We start from the raw sequence: 14,059 nt of genomic DNA on the forward strand, positions 1-14,059 counted from the left end.
CCTGTCGAACGTCATCCCGGCGGATTGCCGGGCTGCATGGACCCTGTGCGGTAACGTGCTGTCTCCTCCTTGGTTCACTCAGCATGGGTCCCGGCGTTCGCCGGGACGACGTGGATAGCTCATCAGTTATTGCTGCCGTGAATGGTCTGGTGAAATGTCATTCGCTTCGCGTGCATGTACAGCTAAAAACTCCTCGATTTAGTCGGCGCTCGATTGCCGGACAGGTGTCCCTGGGATATAATTTCAGGGTTTAGCCATCAATACACCTGCCGTAGCGCCTACACCGCCTCTCTTCACCGTGAATGACGTTTCAATCCGCGATAACTAAAGCGGATATCTTGTCCGAATGTCGTTCACACGTGGCGCCGCTACGGTAACTTTATTAGGGAGTTACCCTTGCCGCCATTTTTTTCTGGCCCAGCCGTCCCCGCCATCCTGGCTCTTGCCGACGGCACGATTTTCAAAGGATATTCGATCGGCGCTGCCGGCCACACCACCGGTGAAGTCGTCTTCAACACCGCGATGACGGGTTATCAGGAGATTCTGACCGACCCCAGCTACTCGCGCCAGATCGTCACGCTGACCTATCCGCACATCGGCAACGTCGGCGTCAATCCGGAAGACGTGGAAGCGTCGAAGGTGCACGCGGCCGGCCTGATCATCCGCGACCTGCCGCTGCTGGCATCGAACTTCCGTTCGACCCAAACGCTGTCGGACTACCTGAAGGCCGAGAACGTCGTGGCCATCGCCGGCATCGATACCCGCAAGCTCACCCGCATCCTGCGCGAAAAGGGTGCCCAGAGCGGTGCGATCCTGGTCGGCACCCAGGGTTCGGAGCCGCAGCCGGCGCTGGCGCTGGAACTGGCGCGCTCCTTCCCGGGCCTGAACGGCATGGACCTGGCCAAGGTCGTGTCCACCAAAACGCCGTATGAATTCGACCAGACCGAGTGGAAGCTGGGCCGCGGCTACGGCAAGCAGGAGAACCCGAAATTCCACGTGGTCGCATTCGACTACGGCGTGAAGTACAACATCCTGCGCATGCTGGCCGAGCGCGGCTGCCGCATCACGGTGCTGCCGGCGCAGACCTCTGCGGCTGAAGCGCTGGCGCTCAACCCGGACGGCATCTTCCTGGCCAACGGCCCCGGCGACCCGGCTGCATGCGATTACGCGATCGAAGCGGTGCGCGAGCTGATCGAGACCGGCATCCCGACCTTCGGCATCTGCCTTGGCCACCAGATCATGGCACTGGCATCCGGCGCGAAGACGCTCAAGATGAAGTTTGGCCACCATGGCGCCAACCACCCGGTACAGGACCTGGATAGCAAGCAGGTCATGATCACCTCGCAGAACCACGGCTTTGCGGTGGATGCGCAAACGCTGCCGTCCAACTGCCGCGTGACCCACGTGTCGCTGTTCGACGGCTCGCTGCAGGGCTTTGCCCGTACCGACAAGCCGGCGTTCTGCTTCCAGGGCCACCCGGAAGCCTCGCCGGGCCCGCACGACGTTGCCTACCTGTTTGATCGCTTCATCAGCCTGATGCAAGCCGCCGTGGAGAAAAAGTAATGCCAAAACGTAGTGACATCAAAAGCATCCTGATCATCGGCGCTGGCCCGATCATCATCGGCCAGGCCTGTGAGTTCGACTACTCCGGCGCGCAGGCCTGCAAGGCCCTGCGCGAAGAGGGTTACAAGGTCATCCTGGTCAACTCGAACCCGGCGACCATCATGACCGACCCCGAGATGGCCGACGTGACCTACATCGAGCCGATCACGTGGAAGGTGGTCGAGAAGATCATCGAGAAGGAGCGCCCCGACGCGATCCTGCCGACGATGGGCGGCCAGACCGCGCTGAACTGCGCGCTGGACCTGCACCGCAACGGCGTGCTGGACAAGTACAAGGTCGAGCTAATCGGCGCCACGCCGGAAGCGATCGACAAGGCCGAGGACCGTGCCAAGTTCAAGGCAGCGATGACCAAGATCGGCCTGGGTTCGGCACGCTCGGGCATCGCGCACTCGATGGACGAGTCGCGCGCAGTGCAGCGCGAGCTGGGCTTCCCGGTCATCATCCGCCCGTCGTTCACGATGGGCGGCACCGGCGGCGGCATCGCCTACAACGAAGAGGAATTCGAGGCCATCTGCAAGCGCGGCCTGGAAGCGTCGCCGACCTCCGAACTGCTGATCGAGGAATCGCTGATCGGCTGGAAGGAGTACGAGATGGAAGTGGTCCGCGACAAGAAGGACAACTGCATCATCGTGTGCTCGATCGAGAACCTGGACCCGATGGGCGTGCACACCGGCGACTCGATCACCGTGGCCCCGGCACAAACGCTGACGGACAAGGAATACCAGATCATGCGTAACGCGTCGCTCGCGGTGCTGCGCGAGATCGGCGTGGACACCGGCGGCTCGAACGTGCAGTTCTCGATCAACCCGGCCGACGGCCGCATGATCGTGATCGAGATGAACCCGCGCGTGTCGCGTTCGTCGGCGCTGGCATCGAAGGCGACCGGCTTCCCGATCGCCAAGGTGGCGGCCAAGCTGGCGGTCGGCTTTACGCTGGATGAGCTGCGCAACGAGATCACCGGCGGCGCGACCCCGGCTTCGTTCGAGCCGTCGATCGACTACGTGGTGACCAAGGTGCCGCGTTTTACGTTCGAGAAGTTCCCGGCAGCGGACAAGCACCTGACCACCCAGATGAAATCGGTGGGCGAGGTGATGGCGATCGGCCGCACCTTCCAGGAGTCGTTCCAGAAAGCGCTGCGCGGCCTGGAAGTGGGCGTGGATGGCCTGAACGAGAAGACCCGTGACCGCGAGGTCATCGAAGAGGAACTGGGCGAGCCGGGTCCGGAGCGCATCTGGTACGTGGGCGACGCGTTCGCGCAGGGCTTCACGCTGGAAGAAGTGCACGCGCTGACCAAGATCGACCCGTGGTTCCTGGTGCAGATCAAGGAGATCGTGGACCTGGAGCTGTGGCTGGATCACCAGAAGCTGGAAAACCTGGACAAGACCACGCTGTACAAGCTCAAGCAAAAAGGCTTCTCGGATCGCCGCCTGGCGTTCCTGCTGCACGTGACGCAGGACGAAGTGCGCAAGCGCCGCCATGCGCTGGGCATCCGCCCGGTGTACAAGCGCGTGGACACCTGCGCCGCCGAATTTGCGACCAACACCGCGTACATGTACTCGACCTACGACGAGGAGTGCGAGTCCAACCCGACCGACAAGAAGAAGATCATGGTGCTGGGCGGCGGCCCGAACCGGATCGGCCAGGGCATCGAGTTCGACTACTGCTGCGTGCACGCGGCGCTGGCGATGCGCGAGGACGGCTACGAGACCATCATGGTCAACTGCAATCCGGAGACCGTGTCGACCGACTACGACACCTCGGACCGCCTCTATTTCGAATCGCTGACGCTGGAAGACGTGCTCGAGATCGTGGAGCTGGAAAAGCCGGAAGGCGTGATCGTGCAGTATGGCGGCCAGACCCCGCTCAAGCTCGCGCTCGACCTGGAGGCCAACGGCGTGCCCATCATCGGCACCTCGCCGGACATGATCGACGCGGCCGAAGACCGCGAGCGCTTCCAGAAGCTGCTGCACGAGCTGGGCCTGCGCCAGCCGCCGAACCGCACCGCGCGCACTGAAGCCGAGGCGCTGGCGCTGGCCACCGAGATCGGCTACCCGCTGGTGGTGCGCCCGTCGTACGTGCTGGGCGGCCGCGCGATGGAGATCGTGCACGAGCAGCGCGACCTGGAGCGCTACATGCGCGAAGCGGTCAAGGTGTCGAACGACTCGCCGGTGCTGCTGGACCGCTTCCTGAACGACGCGATCGAATGCGACGTGGACTGCATCTCGGACGGCCAGACCACCTTCATCGGCGGCGTGATGGAACACATCGAACAGGCCGGCGTGCACTCGGGCGACTCGGCCTGCTCGCTGCCGCCGTATTCGCTGGCCCAGGAGACCATCGATGAACTGAAGCGCCAGACCTCGCTGATGGCCAAGGGCCTGAACGTGGTGGGCCTGATGAATGTGCAGTTCGCGATCCAGCGCCAGGAAGTGGACGGCAAGATGCAGGATACCGTGTACGTGCTGGAGGTGAATCCGCGCGCATCGCGGACCGTGCCGTTCGTGTCCAAGGCCACCGGCCTGCAGCTGGCCAAGATCGCGGCGCGCTGCATGGTGGGACAGTCGCTGGCGCAGCAGGGCGTGACCCGCGAAGTGGTGCCGCCGTTCTTCAGCGTGAAGGAAGCCGTATTCCCGTTCGTGAAGTTCCCGGGCGTGGACACCATCCTCGGGCCGGAGATGAAGTCCACCGGCGAGGTGATGGGCGTGGGCGCGACCTTCGGCGAGGCTTTTGTGAAGTCGCAGCTGGGCGCAGGCATCCAGATGCCGGAGTCGGGCAAAGTGTTCCTGTCGGTGAAGGCATCGGACAAGCCGCGCACCGTGCAGGTGGCGCGCGACCTGGCCGAGCTGGGCTTCACGCTGGTGGCCACCAAGGGCACCGCGGCCGTGATCCAGGCGGCCGGCATTCCGGTCACCGCGGTCAACAAGGTGATCGAGGGCCGCCCGCACATCGTGGACATGATCAAGAACCACGAGATCGCAATGGTGGTCAACACGGTCGAGGAAAAGCGCAGCGCCATCGCGGACTCGCGCACGATCCGTACCTCGGCGCTGCAGGCGCGCGTGGTGACCTATACCACGATCGCGGGCGCGGAGGCGGCGATCCAGGGCATGCGCTGCCTGGACCAGTTGCGCGTCTACGATTTACAAGGTCTCCATAAGGCCTTAAACTAAGCACCAAGCAGTACCCGTAAAACCACAGAGCTCGTGCGGCCCAAGCCGTGCGCCTCTGTGGTTTTCGCTTGGTACGTCCACAAACAAACGCTAGAAGTACATTAAATATGAACACAACGGTTCCACTGACCAAATTTGGCGCCCAGCTCCTGAAGGACGAACTGCACCAGCTGAAAACGCAGGAACGCAAGAAGGTGATCGAGGCGATCGCCGAGGCGCGCTCGCACGGCGACCTGTCCGAGAATGCGGAATACGACGCGGCCAAGGAGCGCCAGGCCTTCATCGAGGGGCGCATCATGGAACTGGAAAACAAGCTCTCCAGCGCCCAGGTGATCGACCCGGCCACGCTGGACGCCGAAGGCCGCGTGGTGTTCGCTTCGACCGTGGACCTGGAAGACCTGGAAAATGGCCAGAAGGTGACCTACCAGATCGTGGGCGTGGATGAAGCGGACCTCAAGCTGAACAAGATCTCGGTGACCTCGCCGATCGCGCGCGCGCTGATCGGCAAGTACGCCGGCGACGTGGTCGAGGTGCAGGCGCCGTCGGGCCCGCGCGAGTACGAAATCCTGGAAGTTCGCTACATCTGATCATGGAACGGGCCGCGGTGCTGCGCGGTGCGCGCCTGCTGGTGGCGGTGCTGTGGGCAGGCAGCCTGTGGGCGCTTGGCTACGTGGCGGCGCCCACGGTGTTTCGCATGCTGCCGTCCACGCAGGCTGGCGAGATCGTCGGGGCGCTGCTGGAGCGGCAGGCGTGGCTGGCCATGGCGTGCGCGCTGGTGCTGCTGGTGCTGGCGCGGTTTGCGCAGGACCTGGACGCAAAGCGCAAGCGTGCGCTGGTGATCGTGGTGGTGGTGATGCTGGCGTGCGCGCTGGTGATCTACCTGGGGCTGCAACCGGCGATGGCGCGCATGCGCGAGGCCGCCGGGCCGGCCGGGGTGAGGGCGTCGCCGTACTGGACGCAATTTGCGGCCATGCACGGGGTGTCGCAGGTGTTGCACATGGTGGAGAGCCTGCTGGGCGCGGTGCTGGTGCTGAAAAGCCGCTGATCGTAGGGTGGGCAGCTCGTCTGCCCACGCGTACAAATGACCGACGCGCTACGGCAATGCCTGCTTTGGCTGGACGCGTGGGCAGCAAGCTGCCCACCCTACGGGAAACGCCAACAAAAAACCGGGGACTGGCCCCGGCTTTCGATCACTTGTTCAGTGCGCCCTTCTTGGTACTGGCCTGGCGCGGTTTGGCGCGCTTGATGTTGCCGCCCGCCGTGACCCGTTCGTTCCCCTTGAGCAAAACCTTCTTGACCGTCGGCTTGGTCCGGCCGCTGGGGCTCGGCTTGACGATGGTAACCATGCGCATGCCCTTGCCGGCGCTGCTGCGTTCTTTCTCGGCTTCCTTCTTGGGGCGGTACAGGACCAGCAGCTTGCCGATGTGCTGCACCGGGGCCGCGTCAAGCTCGGCGCAGATCTGCTCGTAGATCGCAATGCGCTCTTCGCGGTCGTCGCCGAACACGCGCACCTTGATCAGGCCGTGCGCGTCCAGGCTCTTGGCGATCTCTTTCATCACGGCCGGGGTCAGGCCGGCTTCGCCGATCATGACCACCGGATTGAGACCGTGGGCTTCGGCGCGCAGCGCGCTGCGTTCGGCGGGAGTCAGTGTAAGCATAATGTAATTCTTTTGGATGATCCTTTAAAAGCAGTATTCTACGCGAATGGCCAAGAACAAATTAAACAAAAACTGGTTGCACGACCACATTAATGATCCGTACGTGAAACTGGCGCAGAAAGAGGGCTACCGCGCACGTGCCGCCTACAAGCTCAAGGAAATCGACGAGGCGGAAAAGCTGATCAAGCCTGGCCAGGTCATCGTCGACCTTGGCTGCACCCCCGGCAGCTGGGGCCAGTACACCCGCCGCAAGCTGGCGGGCAAAGAGGGGGGCGGCATCCACGGCACGATGATCGGGCTGGACATCCTGCCGATGGAACCGATCGCGGACATGCATTTTATACAAGGTGACTTCCGTGAGGAAGACATCCTGGCCCAGCTGGACGAGGTGCTGGCCGGCCGCAAAGCCGACCTGGTGCTGTCGGACATGGCGCCGAACCTGTCAGGCATCCCGGCCGCCGATGCAGCGCGCATGGAGCACCTGATCGATTTGGCGATTGAGTTCTCTCAACTCCACCTGAAGCCATCTGGCGCATTGTTGGTGAAGTGCTTCAAGGACATGGGCTTTACCCAGATCCTGGAGAAGTTCCGCGACGAGTTCCGGACCGTAAAGCAGGTCAAGCCCAAGGCCAGCCGCGACAAGTCGTCGGAAATCTTCCTGCTGGGCCGCGGGCTCAAGCATCCCGCCCAGCAGAAAAGTGACGAAACGGATGATTCGGCCCTTGATATTTGAGTCCGCAACCGCACATCACTCGCGAGAGGCCTGTAAAGTCGTGAAAAATCGCCTGCTGGTCGCTGCGAAATGCTATAAAAGTGGTATTTCGGCAGCGTCCTGTAGTGCTGCGTGGCACGGCCTGGTTATTGCGGGTAAAATCGGCATTCTAAAATCTGTCAAGATGCGTGCCGCATCGGAGGAGTTTTCGTGAATAATATGTTTTCCAAGTCCGCCATCTGGGTGGTCGTCGCGCTGCTGTTGTTCATGCTGTTCAAGCAGTTCGACAACCACAGCGTCGCAGGCGGGAGCAAGACCATTGCTTATTCCGAACTGCTCGATGACGTGAAGGCAAAGCGCATCAAGGACGTTGTCATCGAGGGTTCCAACATCACGGCCACCCGGACCGACGACAGCAAGGTGCGTTCGACCGCCACCATGCTCGATCGCGGGCTGATCGGCGACCTGCGCGACAACAACGTGCACTTCGACGTCAAGCCGCCCGAGGAGCCGTCGTTCCTGCAGCAAGTGTTCATTTCCTGGTTCCCGATGCTGCTGCTCATCGGCGTGTGGGTGTTCTTCATGCGCCAGATGCAGGGCGGGGGCAAGGGCGGCGCGTTCTCGTTCGGCAAGAGCAAGGCGCGCATGATGGACGAGACCAACAATACCGTCACCTTTGCCGACGTCGCCGGTTGCGACGAGGCGAAGGAAGAAGTGGGCGAGATCGTCGACTTCCTGAAGGACCCGACCAAGTTCCAGAAATTGGGCGGCCGCATCCCGCGCGGCGTGCTGATGGTGGGCCCCCCGGGTACCGGCAAGACCCTGCTGGCGCGTGCCATCGCGGGTGAAGCCAAGGTGCCGTTCTTCTCGATCTCGGGTTCGGACTTCGTTGAAATGTTCGTCGGCGTGGGCGCATCCCGTGTGCGCGACATGTTCGAGAACGCCAAGAAGCATTCGCCGTGCATCATCTTCATCGACGAGATCGACGCGGTCGGCCGCCATCGTGGCGCCGGCATGGGCGGCGGCAACGACGAGCGCGAGCAGACCCTGAACCAGCTGCTGGTGGAAATGGACGGCTTCGAGGCGTCGTCGGGCGTGATCGTGATCGCCGCGACCAACCGTGCCGACGTGCTGGACAAGGCGCTGCTGCGCCCGGGCCGCTTCGACCGCCAGGTGATGGTGGGCCTGCCGGACATCCGCGGCCGCGAGCAAATCCTGAACGTGCATATGCGCAAGGTGCCGATCGCCACCGACGTCAAGGCCGACATTCTGGCGCGCGGCACCCCGGGCTTTTCGGGCGCCGACCTGGCCAACCTGGTCAACGAGGCTGCGCTGTTCGCGGCACGCCGCAGCAAGCGCCTGGTCGAGATGAGCGACTTCGAAGACGCCAAGGACAAGATTTTCATGGGTCCGGAGCGCAAGTCGATGGTCATGCGCGAGGAAGAGCGCCGCAACACGGCCTACCACGAGTCGGGCCACGCGGTGATCGCCAAGCTGCTGCCGAAGGCCGACCCGGTGCACAAGGTGACGATCATGCCGCGCGGCTATGCGCTGGGCCTGACCTGGCAGCTGCCGGAGCATGACAGTCTGTCGGGCTACAAGGACAAGATGCTGGAAGAGATCTCGATCCTGTTCGGTGGCCGCATCGCCGAAGAGATCTTCGTCGGCCAGATGTCCACCGGCGCGTCGAACGACTTCTCGCGTGCCACCAAGCTGGCGCGCTCGATGGTCACGCGCTTCGGCATGAGCGAGAGCATGGGCGTGATGGTGTACGAGGACGACGCCAACGAAGGCTTCTTCGGCGGCTCGACCAAGACCATCTCCGAGGCGACCCAGCAGAAGGTGGACGCCGAGATCCGCGCCATCCTCGACCAGCAGTACGCGCTGGCGCGCCGCCTGCTCGAAGAGAACCGCGACAAGGTCGAAATGATGACCAAGGCGCTGCTCGAGTGGGAAACCATTGATGCCGAGCAGATCAACGACATCATGGCCGGCCACGAACCGCGCCCGCCGAAAACGGGCCTGCTGACCAAGCGCACGCCCCCGGGCGACCGCGATGGCGGCGTGGCGCAGAACCAGACGGCACACGCCTGATTTCCTGAACCTTGCCCTGAAAGGCACCCAAGCGGGTGCCTTTCGCTTGTTAACGACCTGGATTTACTCACATGCGTCAATTTCTTCAATGCGGCCGCTTCGATTTCAACCTCGACAAGCGGACCCTGGTGATGGGCATCCTGAACGTCACCCCCGATTCCTTTTCCGATGGCGGCAGCTACCCGTCGCTCGAGTTCGCGGTCGAGCGCGCCGAGCAGATGGTGCTTGACGGCGTGGACATGATCGACGTGGGCGGCGAATCGACCCGGCCCGGCTCGCCCAGCGTGCCGGTCGAGGAGGAGCTGCGGCGCGTAATGCCGGCGCTGTACGCGCTCAAGGGATTGGAAAAGCCTTTGTCGGTGGACACCTGCAAGCCCGAGGTCATGCGCGAGGCCATCATCGCGGGCGCCGACATGATCAACGACATCAACGCGTTCCGGGCCCCGGGCGCGATCGAGGCGGTGGCCGACAGCGACTGCGGGCTGTGCGTCATGCACATGCAGGGAACTCCGCAACAGATGCAGGAAAAGCCGGTCTATACCGACGTAGTGCGTGAGGTGATCGATTTCCTGCGCGAGCGGGTGGACGCGATGGTGGCCGCCGGCATCGACCGTGAGCGGATCTGCGTCGATCCCGGCTTTGGGTTTGGCAAGACGGTCGAGCACAACTACGCACTGCTGCGCCACCTCGGGCGCATTCGCGATGAGCTCGGCCTGCCCGTGCTGGCAGGCCTGTCGCGCAAGTCGATGATTGGTGCGGTAACGGGTCGTTCTGTAGAGAAACGTCTTGCAGGAAGTTTGTGTGCGGCATTGGCTGCCGTAGCGCATGGCGCTAGAATTGTCCGAGTGCACGATGTTGCAGAAACGGTCGACGCGCTCAAGGTATGGCAGGCGGCGACCGCCGACTAACTGAACAAATAAAAGAGAACAAATGGCTCGCAAATATTTCGGTACGGATGGCGTTCGCGGCCTCGTGGGCCAGTCGCCCATTACGCCAGACTTCGTCATGCGGCTTGGCTACGCGGCCGGCACGGTGCTGGCAAAGGGCACGACCTCGGCCAGTGGCCGCCCGGTGGTCCTGATCGGCAAGGACACCCGCATTTCCGGCTATATGCTGGAGGCGGCGCTGGAGGCCGGCTTTTCCGCCGCCGGCGTGGACGTGATGCTGGCCGGCCCGATGCCCACGCCGGCGATTGCCTACCTGACGCGCGCGCTGCGGCTGCAGGCAGGCGTGGTGATCTCGGCCTCGCACAACCCGTTCCAGGACAACGGCATCAAGTTCTTCTCGGAACTGGGAACCAAGCTGCCGGACGCGGTGGAACTGGAAATCGAGCAGGCGATCGACCGGCCGATGGGCTGCGTGCCGTCCGACAAGCTGGGCCGCGCGACGCGCCTGCGCGATGCCGGCGGCCGCTACATCGAATTTTGCAAGAGCACGTTCCCGAACGAGCTCGACCTGCGCGGGCTGAAGATCGTGGTGGACTGCGCCAACGGCGCCGCCTATGACATCGCACCGCACGTGTTCCACGAGCTGGGCGCGGAAGTGGTGGCGATCGGCGCCAAGCCGGACGGATTCAACATCAACGCGGGCGTGGGCGCGACTGCACCGAAGGCGATGTCGGAGGCGGTGGTCGAGCACAAGGCTGATCTGGGGATCGCGCTGGACGGCGACGCCGACCGCCTGATCATGTGCGACGCGAGCGGGCGCCTGTACAACGGCGACGAGCTGCTGTACGTGATGGTGCGCGACCGGCTGGCGGTGGGCCCGGTGGCGGGCGCGGTCGGCACGCTCATGACCAACATGGCGCTGGAAGTGGCGTTCAAGGAGCTGGGCATCGGTTTTGCGCGCGCCAAGGTGGGCGACCGCTACGTGCTCGAGGTGATGCAGGAGCGCGGCTGGCTGTTCGGCGGCGAGGGCTCGGGCCACCTGCTGGCGCTCGACAAGCACACGACCGGCGACGGCATCATCTCGGCGCTGCAAGTGCTGTCGGCGCTCAAGCGCGCCAACAAGAGCCTGGCCGAGTGCTGCGCCGACCTCAAGCTGTATCCGCAAACGCTGATCAACAAACGGGTCACGCCGGGCTTCGACTGGACGCGCGACTCGGCCGTGGTGGCCGAGAAGGAAGCGGTCGAGCGCGAGCTGGGCGATGCCGGCCGGGTGCTGATCCGCCCGTCTGGCACGGAGCCGCTGATCCGCGTGATGGTCGAGGCCAAGAGCGCGTCGCTGGCGGAGAGCATGGCCAAGCGGATCGCCGACAAGCTGGCGGCCTGAACAGCTTTTTGGTTACATTGACGCGCCATACCCGACGCGGTATGATCGTTTCAATCGGAGTGTAGCGCAGCCCGGTAGCGCACCTGCTTTGGGAGCAGGGGGTCCAAGGTTCGAATCCTTGTACTCCGACCACCGTTTCAAGAAAGCGGGCTGTCCGAGGACGGCCCGTTTTTGCATCCACGCGGCCAGCGCCGCGCATCGTCTGCCCATAGCTCAGTTGGATAGAGCATCAGCCTTCTAAGCTGAGGGTCGCTGGTTCGAACCCAGCTGGGCAGGCCAATAAAATCAACGGGTTAGCGGGTGCCTTCAGTTTTCCATTAGGCGCTCCCCAACAGTTGAGGTAGTTCAGTACCCGGGTAGTACCCCAATTCAAGCGATACCGTTTCTCACGGGAAGCAAGATGGTGATACGTCTCGCGCGCATGTAGTGTAAGAAAATTCGCTGTAACTTTCGTTCTTCAAAATCACTTTAGCACCATCAACGGGTACTGGAAGGTGAAGCGAACGAGCGCGCGGACACTGCGACAAGTGGGGCGACCTGAGGCCACACTTATATCCGGCGCTCCCGGTGCGAGCTCTTGATTGTGTGTTGCTGTCCGATATTTCTTCGTGCACAGTAGCGTGGGAGGCTTTCGGTGTTTCCTTCAAGTGTTGAATGGCGCAGACCGAGCCCTTACACCCCCGTCGCTGATGTCACTGACCGTGGCAAGTCAGCTCAAAATCAAACTGGCTAAGGAAGCGGCATGACGTTGGACCGGCGATTTGCGCTCATTGCGGCGAATGGAGAAGTGCTCTTCCCGTTCATGAAGTCACAAAAACAGACCGGGCGATACGGGTTCGCGTTATCAACTGCGAAGAACCCTGACCGCAACGGCGGCGGCGTTTATACGACAGATATACAGGAAGTCGTACGCCGCGTTGTACATGACGGCTGGCTTGTACGGGCGACTACCGACGGTAAGTTAGGGAAAAAACGTCATGGTTCTGTCGGACTTGGCAAGTTAGCGATTTCGAGCTATTGGCTTTCGCCAGAACTCCGGCATTTAGCTAACGGTGCTCTGATTCAGCCGGATGCGCATTTGCCGGGCCTGGCGGGCGAAAGCGACTTAACATGCACACCGACATCGGCAGGAACGATTGGGAGCAGAGTCCCAACGGTAGTCGTCAGCAGGAGTAGGGATGCGTCGAAGGTCGCTGAGGACGGATGTGACAACATTGATGGGAATGACACGCGCTCGGCATTTGGCCAACTCGAGGCCGTCTCGGAGATAGACTCCGACCCGCTTTGCATCTCTTTGACCGCAACGGAAAGGCAATCCCTTGTTAATGCGAGGGTGGGGCAGGGGACCTATCGCCAAAGGTTGTTGGAGTTATGGGGCTATCAATGTGCTGTGACGAACTGCTCGGTCCTGTGCGCTCTTATTGCTTCGCACGCGAAACCTTGGTCGCAAAGCACGAATGCGGAGCGACTTGACCCTCACAATGGCCTCCTCCTCGCTGCCTCAGTCGATAGGCTTTTCGATAGAGGGCTGATTTCATTTGCAGATGATGGTCGTCTTTTGACGAACTCGTTAAGTCATGACGACCTTGCTAGCGTTGGCCTCACAATGCACTCAACGTTGCGGTTTACAAACCGGCAGCACATTCCCTACTTGGCCGCACATCGTCGGGCCCACGGTTACGAAACATGATGAGTCGTCCTCAGACGACTCAGTTTCCTCGGACAGTGACCCATATGGCGTACGTATTGCCGAAGTCACGCCACGCCGCGTCCAGGTCTTCGAGGTGTCAGTTTCCGCTGGAACTCCATCATATCTTCCATGAGGAAACGTGAAAAACGGTCGGCATTGCTCCAAATTTCTTCATGAGGAGATAGTTTCGCCTTGGCGGACCAATGCTCGATTGCGTCGATATACGCCCGTCTCAAAAATGATAACGAGTCCGCCGTATTTCTAGGAATCGCAACGAACGGTAATCCAATCATGACATACGGCCGTCGTGCAGACGGGGCATAAATGTCCCGTTGGGCTGCCCAAAGCGCCTTAGGAAGCTGCTGTGCAATGTGGCGGTCGAACAGCGCCTGGCCCACCTCTTGTGCTTCTGTGTCTGTTACGGGGAAAAGGCTGCCCACATAAGCCCGTGCACCAGCGAATGTCGCCCGCTTGCTGAGTTCGTGCCAGGACCAGGAGGAATTATTGATGATGACCGGCGCCGCCTCTGGACTAAAGCCTTGCGGCGCGTACAGCCAAATTCCGTCGTGTAACTGTATTGCCATTGAACCGATAACACGCGGAATTGTCTCTTCGCTAACGATGTGTTCGTGACGTTCTGTTGCTCCAGCTATTGAGCTCTTGGTCGAGATGGCCGAACCTATCGGCAACGCTGCTAATCCAGACTTATCGCGCCAGTCGACTCCGTCCAAGGAGTGGAAACGGTTGAACTGTGTCACCATAAATTTATCGTTGAACGGGATTGCGCCGATGCCCATTGCCCTATCTACAGTTGCCAGCCCTTGAGCCTTCCAGGTCACCT

The 14,059-nt window shown here is 62.0% G+C and carries 11 protein-coding genes and 2 tRNA genes; 11 read left to right on the plus strand and 2 right to left on the minus strand.

What is annotated here, in order from left to right:
* The first annotated feature begins 396 nt into the window (after positions 1 to 396).
* From carA to NX773_RS12895, 4 genes are all read left to right on the plus strand, one after another.
* Positions 397 to 1,563: a glutamine-hydrolyzing carbamoyl-phosphate synthase small subunit gene (carA, locus tag NX773_RS12880; protein WP_258856701.1), complete on the plus strand. Its 1,167-nt coding sequence runs from the start codon at positions 397 to 399 to the stop codon at positions 1,561 to 1,563.
* Positions 1,563 to 4,793: a carbamoyl-phosphate synthase large subunit gene (gene carB / locus NX773_RS12885; RefSeq protein ID WP_258856702.1), complete on the plus strand. Its 3,231-nt coding sequence runs from the start codon at positions 1,563 to 1,565 to the stop codon at positions 4,791 to 4,793. The genes carA and carB overlap by 1 nt, the downstream gene beginning before the upstream one ends.
* Before the next feature lie 107 nt (positions 4,794 to 4,900).
* Positions 4,901 to 5,380, plus strand: coding sequence for a transcription elongation factor GreA (greA, locus tag NX773_RS12890; RefSeq protein ID WP_258821903.1), 480 nt, complete (start codon positions 4,901 to 4,903; stop codon positions 5,378 to 5,380).
* A 2-nt stretch (positions 5,381 to 5,382) separates the two neighbouring features.
* Positions 5,383 to 5,838 (plus strand): DUF4149 domain-containing protein, encoded by a 456-nt coding sequence (locus NX773_RS12895; RefSeq protein ID WP_258856703.1) that lies wholly within the window; start codon positions 5,383 to 5,385, stop codon positions 5,836 to 5,838.
* 145 nt (positions 5,839 to 5,983) lie between these two features.
* Here the strand turns inward: NX773_RS12895 and yhbY are convergent, their stop codons facing one another.
* Positions 5,984 to 6,451: a ribosome assembly RNA-binding protein YhbY gene (gene yhbY, locus NX773_RS12900; RefSeq protein ID WP_258821901.1), complete on the minus strand. Its 468-nt coding sequence runs from the start codon at positions 6,449 to 6,451 to the stop codon at positions 5,984 to 5,986.
* 46 nt (positions 6,452 to 6,497) lie between these two features.
* Between yhbY and NX773_RS12905 the strand changes: the two genes are divergently transcribed.
* From NX773_RS12905 to NX773_RS12935, 7 genes are all read left to right on the plus strand, one after another.
* A complete protein-coding gene (locus NX773_RS12905) occupies positions 6,498 to 7,184 on the plus strand; it encodes an RlmE family RNA methyltransferase (protein WP_258821900.1) in 687 nt (228 codons plus the stop codon).
* A gap of 189 nt (positions 7,185 to 7,373) precedes the next feature.
* Positions 7,374 to 9,257 carry an ATP-dependent zinc metalloprotease FtsH gene (gene ftsH, locus NX773_RS12910; protein WP_258821899.1) on the plus strand — a complete coding sequence of 628 codons (1,884 nt, stop codon included), beginning with the start codon at positions 7,374 to 7,376 and terminating at the stop codon, positions 9,255 to 9,257.
* Between the two features lie 71 nt (positions 9,258 to 9,328).
* Positions 9,329 to 10,165 carry a dihydropteroate synthase gene (gene folP / locus NX773_RS12915; protein ID WP_258856704.1) on the plus strand — a complete coding sequence of 279 codons (837 nt, stop codon included), beginning with the start codon at positions 9,329 to 9,331 and terminating at the stop codon, positions 10,163 to 10,165.
* 22 nt (positions 10,166 to 10,187) lie between these two features.
* Complete coding sequence (glmM, locus tag NX773_RS12920; protein WP_258856705.1) at positions 10,188 to 11,528, plus strand: phosphoglucosamine mutase; 1,341 nt, start codon at positions 10,188 to 10,190, stop codon at positions 11,526 to 11,528.
* Between the two features lie 55 nt (positions 11,529 to 11,583).
* Positions 11,584 to 11,660: transfer RNA gene (locus NX773_RS12925), tRNA-Pro, on the plus strand.
* A 70-nt stretch (positions 11,661 to 11,730) separates the two neighbouring features.
* Positions 11,731 to 11,807, plus strand: a tRNA-Arg gene (locus NX773_RS12930).
* 523 nt (positions 11,808 to 12,330) lie between these two features.
* Positions 12,331 to 13,218: an HNH endonuclease gene (locus NX773_RS12935; RefSeq protein ID WP_258856744.1), complete on the plus strand. Its 888-nt coding sequence runs from the start codon at positions 12,331 to 12,333 to the stop codon at positions 13,216 to 13,218.
* A gap of 65 nt (positions 13,219 to 13,283) precedes the next feature.
* Here NX773_RS12935 and NX773_RS12940 read toward each other — a convergent pair.
* A partial coding sequence (locus NX773_RS12940) for a hypothetical protein (protein ID WP_258856706.1) occupies positions 13,284 to 14,059 on the minus strand: 776 nt, incomplete at its 5' end.

This window comes from Massilia solisilvae (assembly GCF_024753215.1).
Lineage (GTDB): Bacteria > Pseudomonadota > Gammaproteobacteria > Burkholderiales > Burkholderiaceae_D > Telluria > Telluria solisilvae.